This window comes from Pandoraea soli (assembly GCF_902459595.1).
Taxonomy (GTDB): Bacteria; Pseudomonadota; Gammaproteobacteria; order Burkholderiales; family Burkholderiaceae; genus Pandoraea; species Pandoraea cepalis.
Genome location: NZ_CABPSG010000001.1, coordinates 86,747 through 105,321, shown reverse-complemented (window position 1 = coordinate 105,321; position 18,575 = coordinate 86,747). Strand labels below are relative to the sequence as shown.

General features: G+C 64.3%; 15 protein-coding genes. 9 read left to right on the top strand and 6 right to left on the bottom strand.

Translation table 11 applies throughout. The annotated features are described in order from the left end of the window. Window positions 1-176 precede the first annotated feature (176 nt). The 8 genes from PSO31014_RS00405 (at window position 177) to PSO31014_RS00370 (ending at window position 10,515) form a co-directional block, all read left to right on the top strand. Window positions 177-3,353, top strand: a complete 3,177-nt coding sequence (locus PSO31014_RS00405) for an efflux RND transporter permease subunit (protein ID WP_150549797.1) — start codon at window positions 177-179, stop codon at window positions 3,351-3,353. Between the two features lie 13 nt (window positions 3,354-3,366). Then, window positions 3,367-4,620, top strand: coding sequence for an efflux RND transporter periplasmic adaptor subunit (locus PSO31014_RS00400; RefSeq protein WP_150549796.1), 1,254 nt, complete (start codon window positions 3,367-3,369; stop codon window positions 4,618-4,620). A gap of 8 nt (window positions 4,621-4,628) precedes the next feature. Next, window positions 4,629-6,083, top strand: coding sequence for an efflux transporter outer membrane subunit (locus PSO31014_RS00395; RefSeq protein ID WP_150550376.1), 1,455 nt, complete (start codon window positions 4,629-4,631; stop codon window positions 6,081-6,083). A gap of 9 nt (window positions 6,084-6,092) precedes the next feature. Further along, a complete protein-coding gene (locus PSO31014_RS00390; protein ID WP_150549795.1) occupies window positions 6,093-6,767 on the top strand; it encodes a heavy metal response regulator transcription factor in 675 nt (224 codons plus the stop codon). A gap of 32 nt (window positions 6,768-6,799) precedes the next feature. After that, entirely contained in the window at window positions 6,800-8,254 is a 1,455-nt protein-coding gene (locus PSO31014_RS00385) for a heavy metal sensor histidine kinase (RefSeq protein WP_217424898.1), read from the top strand. Window positions 8,255-8,366: 112 nt separating this feature from the next. Beyond that, entirely contained in the window at window positions 8,367-8,783 is a 417-nt protein-coding gene (arfB, locus tag PSO31014_RS00380) for an alternative ribosome rescue aminoacyl-tRNA hydrolase ArfB (RefSeq protein WP_150549794.1), read from the top strand. Between the two features lie 110 nt (window positions 8,784-8,893). Continuing rightward, window positions 8,894-9,193 (top strand): helix-turn-helix transcriptional regulator, encoded by a 300-nt coding sequence (locus PSO31014_RS00375; protein ID WP_150549793.1) that lies wholly within the window; start codon window positions 8,894-8,896, stop codon window positions 9,191-9,193. A 26-nt stretch (window positions 9,194-9,219) separates the two neighbouring features. Beyond that, entirely contained in the window at window positions 9,220-10,515 is a 1,296-nt protein-coding gene (locus PSO31014_RS00370) for a type II toxin-antitoxin system HipA family toxin (RefSeq protein ID WP_150549792.1), read from the top strand. A gap of 27 nt (window positions 10,516-10,542) precedes the next feature. Here PSO31014_RS00370 and PSO31014_RS00365 read toward each other — a convergent pair whose 3' ends face one another. The 5 genes from PSO31014_RS00365 to PSO31014_RS00345 all read right to left on the bottom strand — a co-directional run bounded on the left by PSO31014_RS00365 (window position 10,543) and on the right by PSO31014_RS00345 (window position 14,515). Continuing rightward, window positions 10,543-11,757 (bottom strand): MFS transporter, encoded by a 1,215-nt coding sequence (locus PSO31014_RS00365; RefSeq protein WP_150549791.1) that lies wholly within the window; start codon window positions 11,755-11,757, stop codon window positions 10,543-10,545. A gap of 369 nt (window positions 11,758-12,126) precedes the next feature. Next, window positions 12,127-12,369, bottom strand: a complete 243-nt coding sequence (locus tag PSO31014_RS00360) for a ChaB family protein (RefSeq protein ID WP_150549790.1) — start codon at window positions 12,367-12,369, stop codon at window positions 12,127-12,129. A gap of 323 nt (window positions 12,370-12,692) precedes the next feature. Continuing rightward, window positions 12,693-13,124: a PRC-barrel domain-containing protein gene (locus PSO31014_RS00355; protein WP_150549789.1), complete on the bottom strand. Its 432-nt coding sequence runs from the start codon at window positions 13,122-13,124 to the stop codon at window positions 12,693-12,695. A 72-nt stretch (window positions 13,125-13,196) separates the two neighbouring features. Next, on the bottom strand, window positions 13,197-13,559 hold the full coding sequence (locus tag PSO31014_RS00350) for a BON domain-containing protein (RefSeq protein WP_174976322.1): 363 nt from the start codon (window positions 13,557-13,559) through the stop codon (window positions 13,197-13,199). Between the two features lie 224 nt (window positions 13,560-13,783). Further along, a complete protein-coding gene (locus PSO31014_RS00345) occupies window positions 13,784-14,515 on the bottom strand; it encodes a BON domain-containing protein (protein ID WP_174976321.1) in 732 nt (243 codons plus the stop codon). A 606-nt stretch (window positions 14,516-15,121) separates the two neighbouring features. Here PSO31014_RS00345 and PSO31014_RS00340 point away from each other — a divergent pair. Further along, on the top strand, window positions 15,122-15,334 hold the full coding sequence (locus tag PSO31014_RS00340; protein WP_150549786.1) for a DUF2061 domain-containing protein: 213 nt from the start codon (window positions 15,122-15,124) through the stop codon (window positions 15,332-15,334). Window positions 15,335-15,349: 15 nt separating this feature from the next. Here PSO31014_RS00340 and PSO31014_RS00335 read toward each other — a convergent pair whose 3' ends face one another. Then, window positions 15,350-18,433 carry a transglycosylase domain-containing protein gene (locus PSO31014_RS00335; protein ID WP_150549785.1) on the bottom strand — a complete coding sequence of 1,028 codons (3,084 nt, stop codon included), beginning with the start codon at window positions 18,431-18,433 and terminating at the stop codon, window positions 15,350-15,352. Window positions 18,434-18,575: the final 142 nt, after the last annotated feature.

Below are 18,575 nucleotides of genomic sequence, written 5' to 3'. Positions count from 1 at the left end.
TGTGCGGCTGGCGTTGAGATTTCTGGCAGTTTTGCCATTTTCGCGCCATTTTGGCGTTGGGGGCGCACCCCTACCATGGCGGCATTCCATCCGGGACCGGTGCCGCGCCATGGCGCACGCGCGCCGGACGGCCCTTGTCCCGTACGCCTGTGACTGCGCCCGAGCGCGTCTGAACCATGTGGATTGTCAACGTTGCGCTCAAGCGGCCCTACACGTTCATCGTGATGGCCATCCTGATCCTGCTCGCTACGCCGCTCGCGCTCATGCGCACACCGGTCGACGTGCTGCCGGAGATCAACATTCCCGTCATCAGCGTCATCTGGACCTATAACGGCCTGGCAGCACAGGATGTCGCCAACCGGATCATCTCCGGCAACGAACGCGGACTGACGACCACCGTCAACAATATCGAGCACATCGAGTCGCAATCGCTGCCCGGCATCGGCATCATCAAGATCTTCCTCCAGCCGACGGCGAACCTCCAGACGGCCATCGCCCAGGTCGTGGCGATCGAGCAGGCGCAGGTCAAGCAGATGCCGCCGGGCGCCACGCCGCCGCTCATCATCAGCTACTCGGCCTCGTCGATTCCGGTAATGCAGCTCGGCTTGTCGAGCCCCAGCCTGTCGGAACCCGCGCTCAACGACACGGCGCTCAATTTCCTGCGGCCGCAGTTGGTGACGATCCCGGGGGCCGCCGTGCCCTATCCGTACGGGGGCAAGACGCGACTGATCTCCGTGGACATCGACACGCGCGCCTTGCTCGCCAAGGGATTGACGGCGCAGGACGTGGTGGCTGCCGTCAACGCCCAGAACCTGATCCTGCCGACCGGCACAACGAAGATCGGCTCGCGCGAATACAGCGTTGACATGAACGGGTCGCCGGCCACCGTCGAGGGCCTGAACAACATCCCGGTGCGTACGGTAAACGGCGCCACGACCTATCTGCGCGAAGTCGCGCACGTGCGCACCGGCTTCTCGCCGCAGACGAACATCGTGCGCCAGAACGGCCAGCGCGGCGTGCTGATGTCGGTCATGAAGACGGGCGATGCGTCCACGCTGTCGGTGGTCGACTCGCTCAAGGCCCTGCTGCCCGAAGCGCGCGCTGCGCTGCCGCCGGATCTGCACATCTCCGCGCTGTTCGATCAGTCGGTGTTCGTGAAGGCAGCGGTGCAAGGGGTGATTCGCGAAGCGCTGATCGCCGCCGCGCTCACGGCCGCCATGATCCTGCTGTTCCTCGGCAACTGGCGCAGCACCTGCATCATTGCCATCTCGATCCCGCTCTCGATTCTGTCGTCGCTGCTCGCGCTGCATGCGCTCGGTCAAACGATCAACATCATGACGCTGGGCGGATTGGCGCTGGCCGTGGGGATCCTGGTCGACGACGCGACGGTGACCATCGAGAACATCGAGCGCCATCTGCATATGGGCACGCCGCTGCACCAGGCCATTCTCGACGGTGCGGGCGAAATTGCCGTGCCTGCCCTGGTCTCGACGCTATGCATCTGTATCGTGTTCGTGCCGATGTTCTTCCTGACGGGGGTGGCGCGCTACCTGTTCGTGCCGCTCGCCGAGGCGGTCGTGTTTGCGATGCTGGCCTCATACCTGTTGTCGCGCACGCTGGTGCCCACGCTCGCGATGCTGCTCATGGGACACGCCCGCGCGGCCGATCCGGACGCGGCGCCCGGGGCGTTCCGGCGCGTCTATCTGCACTTCGATGCCGCCTTCGAGCGCATGCGCGCCGCCTACATCGCCGTGCTCTCGATGCTGCTGGTACGCCGGCGCGTATTCGCCACGGGTTTTCTGGCGTTCTGCGTGCTGTCGATGGGGCTGGTGTTCGCGTTGGGGGCGGATTTCTTCCCGAGCGTGGACGCGGGCAACATCCGGTTGCACATGCGCGCGCCCACTGGCACGCGCATCGAGGAAACGGCGCGTCTGGCCGATGAAGTCGAAAAGGTCGTGCGCGAGATCGTGCCCGCCAACGAACTCGAAACGATTCTCGACAACCTGGGCCTGCCCTACAGCGGCATCAATCTGTCGTACAGCAACGCGGGCACCATTGGCACGCTCGACGGCGAAATCCAGATCGCCCTAACACCCGACCATCACCCAAGCACGAGCTATGTCGACAAGCTTCGTGCGGTACTGCCGCAGCGCTTCCCCGGCGTCGAGTTCTTCTTTCAACCGGCCGACATCGTCACGCAGATTCTCAACTTCGGGCTGCCCGCGGCCATCGACATTCAGATCAGCGGCAACCGGCAACTGGCGAACTTCGACGCCGCAACGAAGCTCCTCAAGCAGGTGCGTCAGGTGCCTGGCACCGTCGACACGCATATCCAGCAACGGGTCAACGCGCCGACGCTTCATCTTGACATGGACCGCACGCGCCTTCAGCAACTGAACCTGAACGCCAACGCCGTGGCTCAGAACGTGCTGATCTCGCTCTCGGGCAGTTCGCAGACGTCGCCGGGCTTTTGGTTCAACCCGGAGAACGGCGTGGAGTACAGCCTGTCGGTGCAATCGCCGCAGTACCGCATCAGTTCCATCGACGACCTGTTGCGCCTGCCGGTGGCGGGTACCGCCAACAACGGCCAGCCACAACTGCTCGCCAACTTCGTGAAGGTCGAGCCGACGCAGCGCTTCGCCGTGGTCAGCCATTACAACATCCGGCCGGTGATCGACATCTTCGTGAGCGTGGAAGGACGGGATCTGGGGAGCGTCGCGAGCGACATCGATCGGCTCGTCGCACAGGCGCGCAAGGATCTGCCGCGCGGCAGCCAGATCACCGTGCGCGGCCAGGTCAGCACAATGCAAAGCTCCTACCTCGGACTGGGGCTGGGCGTGGCGATGGCCATCGTGCTCGTCTATCTGCTGATCGTGGTGAATTTCCAGTCGTGGGTCGACCCGCTCATTATCGTGAGCGCCCTGCCCGCCGCGCTCGCGGGCATCGTCTGGATGCTGTTCCTGACCGGCACACGGCTCTCGGTGCCTGCGCTCACGGGGGCCATCATGACAATGGGCGTGGCCACGGCCAACAGCATTCTCGTGGTGGCCTTCGCACGCCAGCGCATGGAAGCGGGCATGGCGCCACTCAAAGCGGCGCTCGAAGCCGGGGCGAGCCGGATCCGTCCGGTGCTAATGACGGCGCTCGCCATGATTATCGGCATGGTGCCGATGGCGCTCGGTCTCGGCGAGGGCGCCGAACAGAACGCGCCATTGGGCCGTGCGGTCATCGGCGGCCTGATGTTCGCCACGGTTTCCACGCTCTTCTTCGTGCCGCTGGTCTTCGCCGGCGTGCACACGCGGCTCGCGCGACGCAAGGTTCGCCGCGCCGAACCCGATATCCAAAAATCCTGACGGGTCGAATCTCATGACCGAGAAACATCACGCCGAACTGGCCATTCCCGAACACAAGCCCGCCGACGGCCGGCAGTTGCCGCCGCGACAAGGCGAATTCCGGCGCGCCAAGCGCCTGTTGATCGTCGTGGCCGTGCTGCTCGCGGCCGGCGCGGCACGCACGACGATCTCCAATGCGCTGCAACGTCGCGATGTCGCCAAGGCCACGGCCGAGAACGCCTTGCAATATGTCAGCGTCGTCACGCCACGACCGACGCCGGCGAGCGAAACGCTGTTGCCCGCCACGTTGCGTGGCGCGGTCGAGTCGCCCATCTATGCCCGAGCGACCGGCTATTTGCGGCGGCGATATGTGGACATCGGTGCCCGCGTCAAGCAGGGGCAGTTGCTGGCCGAACTCGATACCCCCGAAATCGATCAGGAACTCGCTCAGGCGATCGCCCAGCGCAACCAGATCGATGCCAGCCTCGGACTTGCGAAATCGTCGCTTGCGCGTTGGCAGCAACTGCGCCAGCGCGACGCCGTCTCCCAGCAGGAAGTCGACGAGCGCCAGAGCACCTACACGCAAGGTCTCGCCAATCTGGCGGCGGCCGAGGCCAACGTCAAAAGGCTCCAACAACTCGAGTCGTTCAAGCGAATCGTCGCGCCCTTTGACGGCGTGATCACCCAGCGCAACGTTGACATCGGCGATCTCATCGATGCGGGCAGCGGCAACAGCCGCGCACTGTTTTCGCTGGCACAGACGGATCCGCTGCGCGTCACCGTTCAGGTGCCGCAGGCCTATGCCCAAGGGGTGAGCGTCGGCCAGTCTGTGGTTGTGACGCAAGCGGAGCTTCCCGGCATGCACTTCCAAGGCAAGATCACGCACGTCTCGGGCGCCATCGATGTGGCGACCCGCTCGCTGGAAATCGACGCCGCCCTGCCGAATCCCGACAGAAAGCTGCGCCCGGGCGCGTATGTGCAGCTTGCGCTGCCAAGCGCCGTGCAAGCGCATCTGAGCGTGCCGGCCAATGCCCTGCTGTTTCGCGCCGAGGGCCCGCGCGTGGCGGTCGTGGACGACCAGGGTGTCGTGCATCTACACAAGATTGCGATCGCGCGCGATCTGGGACAGTCGCTGGAATTGTCGGCCGGGGTCTCCCCGACCGACTGTGTCATCGTCAATCCGAGCGATTCGATCGACGACGGCGATCAAGTGCAGGCCAAAGCGCCGGCGGTCAAGACCGCCCCGGCGGCCAGACCCGACGGCAAGGCGCAAGGGGGCCAGTCGTGAACGCCCCAATGCGCGGCGCGCGCTCTGGCATGGCGCTGCTCGCCGTCGCCACATTGCTCGGTGGGTGTGCGGTCGGCCCCGATTATCGTCGGCCTGACGTCGCGGTGCCGCCCGACTGGAAGACGGACACCGGGTGGCAGCTCGCGCAGCCGTCGCACGCGGCGCTGCAGCCGGATTGGTGGAAGGCTTTCCGCGACCCGGTGCTGGAGGCGCTCGAAATGCAGGCGCTCGCGCAGAACCAGACGCTCGCCGCCGCCGTGGCGCATTACGACCAGGCCCAGGCGACGCTCTCCGGCACCTCGGCACAACGGCTGCCGGAAGTCGACGCGTCGGTCGGTCTGGCACGCCAGCGCGTCTCGGCAAACCGGCCGGTCACGAGCTATACGTCGACGAGCATGTCGACCGTTCAGAACAATGTGCAGGCGGGGTTGGGTGTGAGCTACGACACCGATCTGTTCGGCCGCCTGCGTCGTCAGGTCGAAGGGGCGCGCGCCTCCGCCGAACAGGCGGGGGACGATCTGGCCAACGCGCGTCTGGTGCTCACGACGCAACTGGCCACCGCCTACGTCCAGCTACGCGCCGCCGACGACGAAATCAAGGTGCTCGACGAATCCGTCGCGCTGCAACGCAAGGCGCTCGATTACGTGAGCGCGCAGCATGATCTGGGCGCCGTGTCGGGTCTCGATGTCCTTCAGCAACAATCGGAACTTGACACTACGCGCGTGCAGGCGCGCTTGCTGCTTCAGCAACGCGACCAATACGAGCATGCGATTGCCGCGCTCGTCGGCGTGCCCGCCCCGGCCTTTTCAGTGCCCGCGGGAACACTGCCGGCCACGCTGCCGTCGATCCCGATCGGCGTGCCGAGCGACATCCTGCAGCGTCGTCCCGACGTGGCATCGGCCGAGCGCGCCATGGCAGCGGCGAACGCCCAGATCGGCGTGGCGAAGGCGGCGTTCTTCCCCAGCCTCACGCTCAATCCGGGCATCGGCTGGCAAAGCACGCAATTCGCCAACCTGCTCTCGGCGCCGAGTCTGCTCTGGACGCTGGGCACGCTCGCCACGCAAGCGGTCTTCGATGGTGGACGGCGTCAGGCGAGTGTCGACTTCGCCAGTGCGGGATACCGCGCCGTCGAGGCGAACTACCGGCAGACCGTGCTCACTGCGTTCCAGCAAGTGCAAGACGGCGTGACGGGTCTGTCGGTACTCGACGCCGCCGCGCGCGAATCGCATGCGGCTGTCGTCGACGCGCAACGACTCCTGAGCTTGGCCAACGACCGCTACTCGGGCGGGCTCACAGCCTATCTGAGTGTGATCACGGCGCAGCAAGGCCGGCTGGCGAGCGAGCGCCAGGACGTTCAGATTCGCGCTCAGCAATGGGTCTTGTCGGTGGCGCTGGTCAAGGCGCTGGGCGGCGGCTGGCAACCCTCGGAGGTCAGCACCGACTCGTATAATGCGCAAAGATGAGGTGGCGAAATGAAAGTATTGATCGTTGAAGACGAACACAAGGTCGTGGACTACCTGCGCGCCGGGCTGACCGAGCAAGGCTGGGTGGTCGACGTCGCGCTCGATGGCGAGGAAGGCACGCATCTGGCGCTGGAGTTCGACTACGACGTGATCGTGCTCGACGTCATGCTGCCCAAGCGTGACGGCTTTGCCGTGCTCGGCGCGCTGCGCGAGCGCAAGTCCACGCCCGTCATCATGCTCACGGCCCGCGATCACGTGAACGACCGCGTGCGGGGTCTGCGCGAAGGCGCGGACGACTATCTGACCAAGCCCTTCTCTTTTATCGAGCTGGTGGAGCGCCTGCACGCCCTCGCCCGTCGCACGCGCGTGCAGGAATCGACGTTGATCTCGGTCGGCGAACTCTACGTCGACCTGATCGGTCGCCGGGCCACGCGCGACGGCCAACGGCTTGATCTCACGGCCAAGGAGTTCCAGTTGCTGTCGGTGCTCGCGCGCCGGCAAGGCGACATCCTGTCCAAGACGGCGATCACCGAACTCGTCTGGGACGTCAATTTCGACAGCCACACGAACGTGGTCGAGACAGCGATCAAGCGATTGCGCGCCAAGCTCGACGGGCCGTTCCAGTCCAAGTTACTGCACACCGTGCGCGGCATGGGCTACGTGCTGGAGGTCCGCGAGGCCTGAGTGCCGCGCGTCATTGCCATGTCCCTGTCATCGTGACCCATTCGATCGCCCGCCGCCTGGCCGCCATGTTCGCTATCGTGGCGCTGTCGGTGTTCGCCATGGTGGGGGCTGCGCTCTTTTTGATGCTGCGCATCCAGTTGGAGCGGCATCTGCGGGAATCGCTCGACGACCGTGCCCAGATCGCCCACATCATCGTCTATCACGGCGCCACGCCGCAGAAGTGGCAGATCGTGCGCGAAAAGCTCACCGACATGACGCCCCGCGATGGCACCACGACCTATGCCGTGACGAGCGACGACCCGAATTACACGTTCGGCAAGCCCGTGAGCGGCATGTTCGTCAAACGGCTGGCCAACGGCTATGTTCGGCTGCGCCCCGATGGCGGGGGCGACGACATGCTGAGCACGCGCGAAATCCTGCCGGCTTATGGCACGCGTCCGGCGGTTTCCCTGCAGGTCACCGCGAGCTACTCGCGCAACGAACGCACGCTGCGCGCCTTCGGCCTGGGACTCGCGGTGCTCTCGGCGCTCGGCAGCCTGGGCGTGCTGCTGCTCAGCTATTGGGCGACGCGGCTGGGCTTGGCGCCGCTCACGCGACTGACGCGCGAAGCGTCCGAGATCCGCCCGGACAATCGTTCGCAACGGCTCGACACGCGTTCATTGCCCGTCGAACTCGACGATCTGGCACATTCGTTCAATGGCGCCCTGGCACGACTCGATAGCGCCTACGAGCGCCTGGAGTCGTTCAATGCCGATGTCGCACACGAGCTGCGTACCCCGGTGACCATTTTGATCGGCCAGACGGAAGTGGCGCTCACACGTGAGCGGCCTGTCGAGGATTTGCGGGCCCTGCTGCAATCGAATCTGGAAGAGCTGGGACGCATGCGCACGATCGTCAACGACATGCTGTTCCTCTCGCGCGCCGATCAGGGCGAACGGGCCACGGGGCTGAGCGCGGTGTCGCTCGCGAGCGAGGCGGCGCACACCCTGGAGTTTCTGGAGATTCTGCTGGAAGAGGCGCAAGTCACGGCCCGCTTGCATGGGAGCGCCGTCGCCCAGGTGAACAAGGCGCTGTTCGGGCGGGCATTGGCCAACCTGGTGACGAATGCCATCGAGCATTGCGCCCCGGGGGCGAATATCGATGTCCACCTGCGCATCGACGCCGATGACGCGCGCACCGTGTGCATCGATGTCGTGAATCCCGGCCCGTCGATTTCGCTCGATGTGCTGCGGCATCTGTTCGACCGCTTCTACCGGGCGGAGGCGTCGCGCACCAACAGCCGCGAGAATCATGGCCTGGGGCTGGCCATCGTCAAGGCGATTGCCGACATGCATGGCGGCACGGTCTGGGCGCATAGCGCCAACGGTCTGAATACGTTCGGCTTCTCGGTGCGTGCCGACACGGCAGCCGGCGTGCAGATAGCCGCGCAGGCATCGAACCGCGGCCGCGACGAAAACCTCCAGCCTGTCGTTCAAGGCACCGTTTGATCGGCACCTCTGGCGCGCCGCCCCACTCTCGCCCCAGGCTCACCTCGTCATGGCACAGCGCCGTCGTTCTGCGCGCTTGTGAGCGAGACGGTGAGAACGGTATCCTTGCCCTATGAACCGTCGCATTCTCATTGCTCCCGAAGACGTCGAACTCACTGCCATGCGCGCCCAGGGCGCCGGCGGCCAAAACGTCAATAAAGTCTCCAGCGCCATCCATCTGCGCTTCGATGTGATGCGTTCGTCCTTGCCCGACGATGTCAAATCGCGTTTGCTCTCCCGGCTCGACCAGCGCATCACTCAAGACGGCGTGATCGTCATCAAGGCGCAGCAGCATCGCTCGCAGGAACTCAACCGGGCCGATGCCCTTGCGCGTCTGCAGGCGCTGGTCGATGCGGCCGCCGTGGCGCCGCGTCGGCGGGTTCCGACCCGGCCCACGCTCGGCAGCCAAGTCCGCCGACGGGACGCGAAACAAGGTCGCGCCCGCGTCAAGGCAACGCGTGGCAAGGTGCATGCCGGTCGCGACGATTGATGATAGTCATCGAGATCTTTTTCGACTAAAAGATTGCAATTATTAGCTTTCATGGAAATCTTCTTGAGAAAATGCTAATATAAAGTATCTTTTTTATGTAAAAGCACACCATGATGAGCTTCATTGCACCGCTGATCGCGGCACGCAAGGCCGCCGGCCTGACCCAGGCGGAACTCGCCGATCAGGCGGGGCTGTCGCGCATGACCGTCCAAAAAGTGGAGTCTGGCGCGTTCGATCCGCGCCTGTCGACCGTGCTCGAGACGGCGCGCGCCCTCGGCCTCGAACCGATGCTGGTACCGGCGGGTCTGCGACAGGAGGTCGAGGCCTTTCTTCGCTCCGGCGGCAAATACCTCGCGCAGCCCAGCGGCATCGCCGCCCCGCCCTCCATCGTCGAGACGCTTGCAGGCTAACCTGCCACGGGATCACGCCCCCGCCCATGAACATCAAATACCTGCGCGCCTATCTGCACATGCCCGACGGGTCACGTCGCCCCATCGGTTATCTGTCGCAGTATGGCGACATCCTGCGCATGTCGTTCGATGAGGACTACATCGCCGACGCCCAGCGGCCGGCACTCTCACTGGCCTATCGCGGCGCCAACGAGACGGCGACGCGAGCGATTCTCGCGGCGCCCCACGATGCGCGCCTCGTGCGCACTGACGGCCGCTGGCCGATGTATTTCGAGAACCTGCTGCCCGAGGGCCATAACCGTGAACGGCTCGCCGCCGAGCGCCGCTGCAGCCCCGACGATGAGTTCGAGCTGCTCGCCGCCGCGGGACACGACCTGATGGGCGCGCTCGAGGTCGAGCCCGTGCCCTTGCGCGAGGGCGTGCCCGACGTCGTGCATCGCTGGCACACGGCGCTCGGTCTCGAAATGGTGGAACCCGGTTTCGTCGATACACCGGTGGAGGACGCCGCGTCGCTGCCCGGCGTGGTGACCAAGTTCTCGGCCGTTCGCGATGGACGGCGCTACGTCGTCAAGCGCCAGGGGCGCGCGGGCTCGGTCATTCTGAAGTTGCCGACGACGCGCCACCCGGATCTCGTTGAGAACGAATTCACAGGCTACCGACTGTGCGAGGCCCTCGGCCTGGATTGCGCGAAAGCCGAGATCATCTCGCGACGCGATGCCGACTTGCCCGAGCAGGTGCCGTTCGAGCATATCCTCGCCGTGCCGCGCTTCGACCGGCTGCCCGACGGACGGCGCGTGCATATGGAGGAATTCGCGCAGGTGCTGCAATATCCACCGCGCAGCAAGTACGGGCGTGGACTTGATATCGACTACACGACGATGCTGCGGGTGCTGGATCAGTTGTCCGCTCAGCCGGTGCGCGACGTACGCGAGTTCCTGCGTCGTCTGATCGCCTTCATCCTGCTCGGCAATACTGACGCCCACCTGAAGAACTGGGCATTGATCTATCCCGATGCCCATACGCCGCAGTTGGCGCCGGTGTATGACCCGGTGTGCGTCGTCGCCTTCTTTCACGACGTGCCGGCATCGCATTACGGCGTGAACCGGGCGATCGACAAGACACTGCGGGCATTCGACTGGCATGCCCTCGACGCGCTGCTCAAGGGCGCCGGGCTGCTCCGCGTGAGCCGCTTGAGCGCCATTGCACGCGAGGCCGTCCGAGACGCGCAGGCCCAATGGCCCGCACTGCTCGCGGACGCCCCGGCCGCCGTGCGCGCCACCGTGCTCGAACGTCTGAACGGCGGCGTGGCCCTCACGGCCTGACCGGCGCCTTAGCGGGCACCTGCCGGCTTACCGCGCCTTTTGACGGGCATTGTGGCGCGCCCAGAAGAACATCAACATGCCGGCGCACGACAGCAAGACACCGACCCAGCCGGTCGATGTCCAGCCGTAACCCGCGGAAATTGCCACACCCCCGAGCCACGCGCCGGCCGCGTTGGCCATGTTGAACGCCGAGTGGTTGAGCGCCGCCGCGAGTGTTTGAGCCTCGCCGGCCACATCCATCAGACGAATTTGCAACGCCGGGCCGATGATGATGATCGTGCCGATGGCGAGCACGTTGACACCGGCCAGCCAAGGACTCGACGCCGTGAAGGTGAAGGCGCCCAGGAGCAGCGCCGACCAGATCAGCGTGCCGCCGATGGCGCGCATGAGCGACGCGGCCGCGACCAGGCGCGGTCCGACGACCGTACCCGCGACCATGCCGACACCGAACAGTGCAAGGTAGAACGGCACCCACGCTTCGGGAACGCCGGCGACTTGCATGAGCGTCGGCTTGATGTAGCTGAACACCGCGAACATGCCCCCGAAGCCGATCGCGCCGATGCCCAGCGTGAGCCACACCTGGGCGTTACGCAGCGCGCTCAGCTCGCGCATCGGACTCGCGCCATGCGGTGCCGGCGCATTCGGGACCCAACGCCAGACCATCACGGCTGTCAACGCCCCGATGATGCCAACGAGGACGAACGCAGCGCGCCAGCCGAGCCACTGCCCGAGACCTGCGGCCAGGGGCACGCCGAAGAGCGTGGCGAGCGTCAGCCCCAGCATGATCTGCCCCACCGCATGCACACGCCGATGTGGCGGAACAAGCGAAGCCCCCACCAATGCGGCGACACCGAAGTAAGTGCCGTGCGGCAGGCCGCTGAGAAAGCGCAGCACGATCAGCGCGAGGTAGCTCGGCGCAAGGGCGCTGGCCAGGTTGCCGACGGCGAACATCGCCATGAGCGCGATCAGGAACGCGCGGCGCGGCAGGCGCACCCCCAGCACGGCGAGCAGCGGTGCGCCGATCACGACGCCCAGTGCGTAGGTACTGATCGCATGGCCGGCTTGCGGAATGGTGATATTCAGACCTTGGGCGACATCGGGAAGCAGGCCCATGATGACGAATTCGCCGGTCCCGATGCCGAAGCCGCCCATGGCAAGCGCCACGAACGAGAGCCAGACGGGAATGGACGACGGAGCCAACGCTTCGGCCGCCTGAGCGGGCAGGATTTGGGGGGCACTCATTGGGATTCGGTCATGACAGCCAGTCCGGGACTGGCGAGGGGGTCGGCAACGACAAGCGAAACGATATTGGGCGCGGCAGGCAGTGGATGTCGAACGCTCGTCGCCCCCGGCCCATCAAGGATGGCCGATTCTACGCCAACGCGACAAATCCTGCAGACCGCGCGCCGCAATGCAACATTGCGCAAACTTCATCCGTGCCGACAAACGGCCGACAATCGACACACCAGACATTGCGTTGCAGGATGTGCGCAACATCGGTGACAGCAGCGCCCCAGGATCGGCCCGGCCAGACAGCCGGCATATGCGGAGCCCGCACAAAAAACCGGCCCAAAGCATGGGCCGGCGAGTGGCGATTTCCCTCAGATTCGATCACTGGCGACGCGCTTTCGCGCGCCACTGACCGGATCCTTCGTCCTTTTCGTAAGTCTTCTTCACCGCGGCCCAAGCCACTTTGTGTGCTGTGGCTTCGCGCGATTCATGACCGCGCCGCTCGCCGGGATCTCGGTATTCGTCCCAAGCGGCATTGAACGCCTTGAGGTAAATCTCCTTCGCGTGCGCGGGCAAGTGATCCTTGACACTTGCCGGCAGCTCCTCGGTCTGACGATAAGGCATGACTTTCCTCCCTTGGGGATCCGGCTGTCACGAACGGCGTCGCTCCCTGTGCCGCCGCTGCCGGTCCACCGGATCGCCCCAAAGCGGACGTCGTTGAGCGGACGTATTTGCCCGGCGGCCGCAGCGGCGGCTCTTGCACCGGGGGATCCAGCGGTCTGTCCGGTGGCGGCATCGGCTCGTCGTCGTCGGGCGGCGTTTTCGGCGGCGGTGTCCCGGGCGGCTTGCCTGGGTCGTAAGGCTCAGGCAGATGCGCGTACCGAGGCAGCGCTTGCGTCATCCGGCAAATCTCGGTTTGACTCGACATAAGCAAGCTCTCGCCCTGCTCAATGCCAATAGGGATCGACGGTGTAATACGTGTGCACCTGTTCGGCCCATTGCATGTCAGCCATGCTTGGCCAGTGATCCTTGTCGAAGCCTGGCGCCTTCTTGAGCGCTTCCTTGTCGATATCCAGAATGAAACGCTTGTTCCCGACGTCGAGCTGCAAGGCATGCCAAGGAATGGCAAACAGCTTGTCGCCCATGCCGAGAAACCCACCGAACGACAGTACCGCGTAGGCGACGGTGCCGCGTTGCACATCGAGCATGATGTGCTTGACCTTCCCGAGGCTTTCGCCGGTGCGGTTCACAACGTCTTCGGCGTCGAGCGTGTCGGCGGCCATCACCGACGGGCCCGGCCCCTCGGGCAACGTGTGCGGATCGCCCACGATGCGAGCGCCTGACTGGGGCGTTTCGCCCCGACCGGTTTGCATGGTCATGCTCTTCTCCTTCTTCCAGTGATGTCGAGGCGCGCGACACGCGCCATCGACGGGGAGAGAATGCGGTTACGGTTACTTGCCCATTACCTTGATGTCGTCCTTCACGTCGACGACACCTTCAACGCCCTTGACCGTGTCGACGACGAGGGTCTTCTGCGCGGATTGCGGCACCGAACCGGTCAGATGCACCACGCCGTGACGCGTCGTGACATGCACCTTGGTCGACGGCACGTCCTTCTTGGCGAGCAATTCAGCCTTGACCTTGGCAGTCAGCGCCGAGTCGTCAATTTTGCGACCGGTATCGCTCATCACGCCGCTGGCGCCCGACTGATCGGCGATCTTGATGATGCCGCCCTGGTCGAGGGCATGCGCTGCGATGCCGGTCGTAGCAAGTGCACCGGCCATGATGAGTTTGAGCAGATTGGCTTGTTTCATGGTTGACCTCCCGAAATTGAGTCGTCGCACCAATGGCATCGCTGCCTTGGGCGTCACCTCCAGCACGTTTGGCGTGCGGCACCCCTGCGGCGACCGAGTCTTAGGTGATACCTTCCCTCGCGTGGAAATACGCGGGATCTTGCCCTGCTTCCGGCAGCCGGCGCCCTTCTATGCGAAGGGATCGCCCGAATGTCCGGTTGTCCTGCATAGCAATGTCGCCCGAGTCAGATCTTGTGACCCTCCTGACTTTCTCCGGGACGGCTCATCGGCTGTGGGCGCCGTTCGTGCAATCGGTTGTCGACGCCGCTCACGCCAGGCACTTCCGAGACGACCGCCTGCACCTCATGCTGCATCCAGCGCTCCGGCACATCGCCGGTCAGCAACGCCAGTCCCGCGCTCACCGCAATGTCGATGTGCGAGATATCGAGGTCGGGTACGGCGGCCAGCCGCTGACGAATGTCGTCTCGTATTGCCAGATCGCCCGACCGTTGCGCCGCGGTCGGCTCGCGGGGCTTCGGCGCCGCTTCCGCCCCGACCGTGCCCTCCGGCCAGTCGACCTGGTGAGACGCCGGCGGTCGGTTCTCGGGCGGCTGAGCGCCTGCAGTATTTCGGCCGGTGCCAACGTAATCGTCATGTGGGCCGTACGCACTTTGGCGGCCGAACCGGGGATGTGCGCCCGGCGCACTATCGGCCGGTCCATAGCCGCTCTCCTCTCCGTGGGCGATGTCCGGGGCATACCCATGCCCTTCCGCTACGGCCCCACCGTCCTTGTTCTTCGTTCCTGGCTTCTCGCTGGAAGCCCCCAGCCAAACGGGATCGGACTGCTTGTGCGCATGGGCTACCTGCGCATCACGAGCGACCGACTGTCTGGCCTCGTGCGGTTGCGCGGGTGCCGAACGCTCGCCTGCAGGCGTCGATGCGCCGGTTGTCTCTGCGTCACCATCCTCATGCGTCAATGCATGCTGCGCGTGCGCCGTCCCTGAACGGGACGTTCCACGCGGTGTAGACGCTATCGGTGATGGGAGAATGCGCTTCGCCATGACAACCTCCTATACGGCCGTCCGTGCTTTGGTGAGTGGCACCGGAACTGTTGAAATCGATTGTAGAGAGGTGGTCTCGTTTGGCGAATCGGCGGACTCCGAAAGATGTGTAGGCGGACACCGTCAAACGATGCAGCGTCGGGGTCGCATTGAAATGAATATTATTAATTTCAATTAAAATCAACTACTTGAAATTCACATCTCATGTAATTTAGAGAAAAAATAGCGACATTCGGACAATATCGCGTCCCAATTGCCTCACTCCATTGGACGATTCCTGCGAAGCAGTCCTTAACCGGACCCTACGTCGACCGGCGGCGTGCCGCGTTGCACGGCGCACCGATACCGAATGCGTGTCAACGCGAATTGGCATTGACCGGTATCAACAAGCGTTTCATTGGTCGACTTATGCTTCTTACGTGATTTTCCTGAACCGCAGCAGGATGCCATGCACAAACACATCTTGATTACGCCCGGCGTGGTGGCTCATGGCATGAATGGTCACGCCCCCCATCGCTTATCATGAGAACCGTAAGCAGCCGTCGCTCGGTAACCAAGGCGCTTACGTATCGGATTGTGGTCATGTGCCTCGACTTCGGGACGCTCTACCTGCTTACCGGCACCATTCACATTGCGGTCGGTTTCATGATCATCAGCAACATCTACACTTCGGTCGCTTACCTGGCTCACGAGCGTCTTTGGGCGCGTATCAAGTGGGGCATTGTTGAAACGTAGCTATGCGTTCGTTCGTCATGGCAGCGGTTGAGCGACGATTGTCTTGCCGACGAGCGGCGCGAGTGTCGGTCCGAGGGACTTCAGGAGCTGGACGGCCATCGCGCTAGTGTAGGTGTAGTGTGTCGCGTAGGGCTCGTGCACATAGGCGCTCAACACACCGTAGAAGCGGTTTCCGATCATGAACACGAATGTCGCCGTGCGGTTGACCTTGCGCGATTCGATGAGCCTGGCGCCGCGTGCATAGACGTTGAAACGCTGATCGCCGGTGCCAGTCTTGCCGGAGACTTCGAGGGTGCGGCCCCGGCCTAGCGGCAGTCCGTCGGCGAGGCGCTTTCCCGTGCCGCCCTTCACGACGTCACGCAGCAGGCCCCGCACGACGTCGATGATCGCGGGCGCAATCACGACCTGTCCCGCATCGAATGCACGGGCAAAATGCGTCTCGTATGGCGTGGCGGCCGCGAACGTGAGCGAACTCAGGCTTTCCTGTTGCACCTTTCGGCCGTCATTGGCGATGATGCCCATGAGTGTCGCAAGCGCGGCTGGCCGGTCACCCGCAGCGCCGATGGCGCACCCATAGGACGGCGTGATGCGCTTGAATGGATAGCCGAGCGAGCGCCACGCGCGCACGATTGGGACGTAGGCCTGAAGCTCGATCGTTTCCCGAATCCGGCGGTCCTGGGTGGCATGGAAGCGCGTCTTGAAGAGCCACGCGTACGATTCGAGACGCACGTCACGACTCGCGTCTCGCAAGTCGCTCTCGGTGGCATTGGGATGAGCGCGAAGGTAGGCGAGAAGCCAAAGCTCGATCGGATGAACGTGCGCGAGATAGGCGCGGTCGGTGAGGTTGAACTTGTCGGGGCCATACTTTGCGTATAGCGCCGCCATATCGTCGGCGCGCATCAAGGCCGCTGGCGTGCCCTTCAGCGCCGCGCGCATCTGGCCCTCGAACCAGGCCAGCGGGGCAGCAGGCGCCACGCTACGCAGGGCCGCCGCGAGCCTGACCGGCGACTTGGGCATCCCCGCGACAAGCTTTTCCACTGCCTGGTCGGCCGCAAGCCCTGCAAACCTTTTATTGAAGCGGTCGAGAAAGGTCAGGCTCTCTTCATCGGCAAAGCGTGTCAGATACTGCTGCCGCAGCGCCGGATCCGTAAGCCAGTGCGCCGACGGCCCCGCCTGCCTGACCATCTCGTAGCGGACAATGTCGCGCATCAGCCTCACGAACACGAGGTTGACCGAGCGCTGGAACGCTTCGTGCACGCTCAGGATGCGGCCATTGTCGGCGGGCTCGAAGTTCGAGAACGCCTGTTCGCCGCTGCCGGTGTGAAAGACTTCCCCGGGATTGGCCGAGTACCTGCGTTCGACGGCGGCGTTCAGCATCGCCGGCAACGAGTGGTCGGTCGTGTGCGCAAGATAGTTGAGCGCCCACGATGTCAGGGCGTCGAGCGCGTCGGGCTTCACGCTCGCAAGTTCGGGCGCTGTGAGCGAGGCATAGTGCGCGTGGAGATCGGAGACGATCTGCAGATACAGGATGAGGGTGCGAAGCTTCGCGGTCGAGCCGAGATTGAGGCGCGCCCCCTGGTTGATGTCGAACGGCTCGTTCACGGTGTCGGTTTGCACGCGCAGCACATTCTCACCGCGGCGGCGCTCATAGAGCGAGAAGCTGAAGGCGATCTTCGCAGGATCGTCGCCGGGGCGAAGCATCTCGAAGCCATAGAGGCCGGCCTGCTGCGCGCCAGCCACCGTTTGTGCACGCGCAAGCTGCTTGCTGACGGCTTGCTCGAGCGCATCGGCGAGTGTCGAGCTGGCAGTGAGGTCGAGGTGATCGAGCGCGTAGGTATTTTTGAGGCCGAGTGTCTCGAGCAAATGCGCGCGCAATACCGAAATCGCCTTACGTTTGGCAAACGGGATTGCCGGCGCGGTTGCCAGACCATGCCGTACCTGCAGGGGCTGACCGAGCGCGGCGTCGCGCAGCCGCGCCGAGATGACGTGGTTGTCGGCAAGCAGCCGAAGGTAACTGTTCGTCAGCGTCTCGAGCGCTGCATTGTTCCGTGTAAGGAAATACGACGGTGCGCGTTGCGCGATCAAGAGTGAGAGCACCTGCTTGAATGCGAGCGCTTCGTTGGTGAGTCCGCCGGTGACAGGCGCCCCGGTTTGACCTCGAGCGTCCGTGTCGAGCGCTGCGAGCAGATGGTTCGCCTCGTCGAAGTCGCGGCCGTACCAGGCCACGAGCCCATCGCCAATGCCTTCGATCTCGCCGATGCCCGGCTGCGCACCAAGCGGCTCCGTATTCAGGTAGGCGACGATGATCCCACGGCGTGCCGGGAGCGTCCGTTCACCGCCAAGATAGGCGCGCAACGCCGCCGAGACCATCTGCCGGAGCTTCTCGGACGGGTTGACGGTACGCCCCCCCGGCGAGTGACGATACTTCTCGATCTGGGTTGCAAGCGTGCTGCCGCCGGGCATTGCATGGTCATGGAGCACGTGTTTGAGTGCCAGATCAATGACGGCGAGCGAGAAGCGCTTCCAGTTGATCGCAGGATTGAGGTACGGTTCAGCGGCATCGAGCAGTGATCGGTCTTCGATGAAGGTCAGCGCATCGGCAACAATCGGTGGTACAGCCTCGAAATTGGCGTAGGTGCGCAACGGGTAGCGCGCCCTGTAAAGCGGCGCGCCGCTGGCGTCGAAGAGCTGAAGGCCGGCTTGCGCCTTTTCCTCATAGGGAACGAAGAGTCCCTGGTCTGCGATGCGGGCCATCGTGACTGAGTCGCGCGCCTGTGCCGTGACGACGAAGCCACGTGCGGTAAGGCGAGCGGTAAACTCGGGTAGTCGCTCATAGCCCATGCGCAGGTCGTAGGGACCGCCGTGGGAAGGGAAGCGGATGGTGTCGCTTGGGCCTTGCGCAACCCTGAACGAAACTTGGCAGTCAACTGCCGCAAAGTACTTCGCCTGGAGGCGCGAAGTCTGCATCTCGCGCGCCACGGAATAGACTCCGATGGCGCACAGTGACGCGGCCGCAAGCAAGAGAAGCCATTTCAGACGTATGCCAAACGGCTTTGTCGCTACTGCGCGCAACGTCGAATTGGCGGGCGGGCGGTTCATGTCAGTTCCGGAGGACGCCCGCATGCAAGCATGCGTGGCGGTGGACGTCCAGCGTACCTAGTGTCGCGCTTGTGAATTCGCGCTTGTAAATAGTAGTTTAGTCACGCCCGATCGCCGATGCATTGGGGGAAGCCTGCATCGC

Coding starts and splice junctions, on each gene's coding strand:
- PSO31014_RS00390 (WP_150549795.1), top strand. CDS start 6,093: ATGAAAGTATTGATCGTTGAAGACGAACACAAGGTCGTGGACTACCTG.
- PSO31014_RS00360 (WP_150549790.1), bottom strand. CDS start 12,369: ATGCCTTATCGTCAGACCGAGGAGCTGCCGGCAAGTGTCAAGGATCAC.
- PSO31014_RS00400 (WP_150549796.1), top strand. CDS start 3,367: ATGACCGAGAAACATCACGCCGAACTGGCCATTCCCGAACACAAGCCC.
- PSO31014_RS00395 (WP_150550376.1), top strand. CDS start 4,629: ATGCGCGGCGCGCGCTCTGGCATGGCGCTGCTCGCCGTCGCCACATTG.
- PSO31014_RS00365 (WP_150549791.1), bottom strand. CDS start 11,757: ATGAGTGCCCCCCAAATCCTGCCCGCTCAGGCGGCCGAAGCGTTGGCT.
- PSO31014_RS00405 (WP_150549797.1), top strand. CDS start 177: ATGTGGATTGTCAACGTTGCGCTCAAGCGGCCCTACACGTTCATCGTG.
- PSO31014_RS00355 (WP_150549789.1), bottom strand. CDS start 13,124: ATGACCATGCAAACCGGTCGGGGCGAAACGCCCCAGTCAGGCGCTCGC.
- PSO31014_RS00340 (WP_150549786.1), top strand. CDS start 15,122: ATGAGAACCGTAAGCAGCCGTCGCTCGGTAACCAAGGCGCTTACGTAT.
- PSO31014_RS00350 (WP_174976322.1), bottom strand. CDS start 13,559: ATGAAACAAGCCAATCTGCTCAAACTCATCATGGCCGGTGCACTTGCT.
- arfB (WP_150549794.1), top strand. CDS start 8,367: ATGAACCGTCGCATTCTCATTGCTCCCGAAGACGTCGAACTCACTGCC.
- PSO31014_RS00335 (WP_150549785.1), bottom strand. CDS start 18,433: ATGAACCGCCCGCCCGCCAATTCGACGTTGCGCGCAGTAGCGACAAAG.
- PSO31014_RS00375 (WP_150549793.1), top strand. CDS start 8,894: ATGATGAGCTTCATTGCACCGCTGATCGCGGCACGCAAGGCCGCCGGC.
- PSO31014_RS00370 (WP_150549792.1), top strand. CDS start 9,220: ATGAACATCAAATACCTGCGCGCCTATCTGCACATGCCCGACGGGTCA.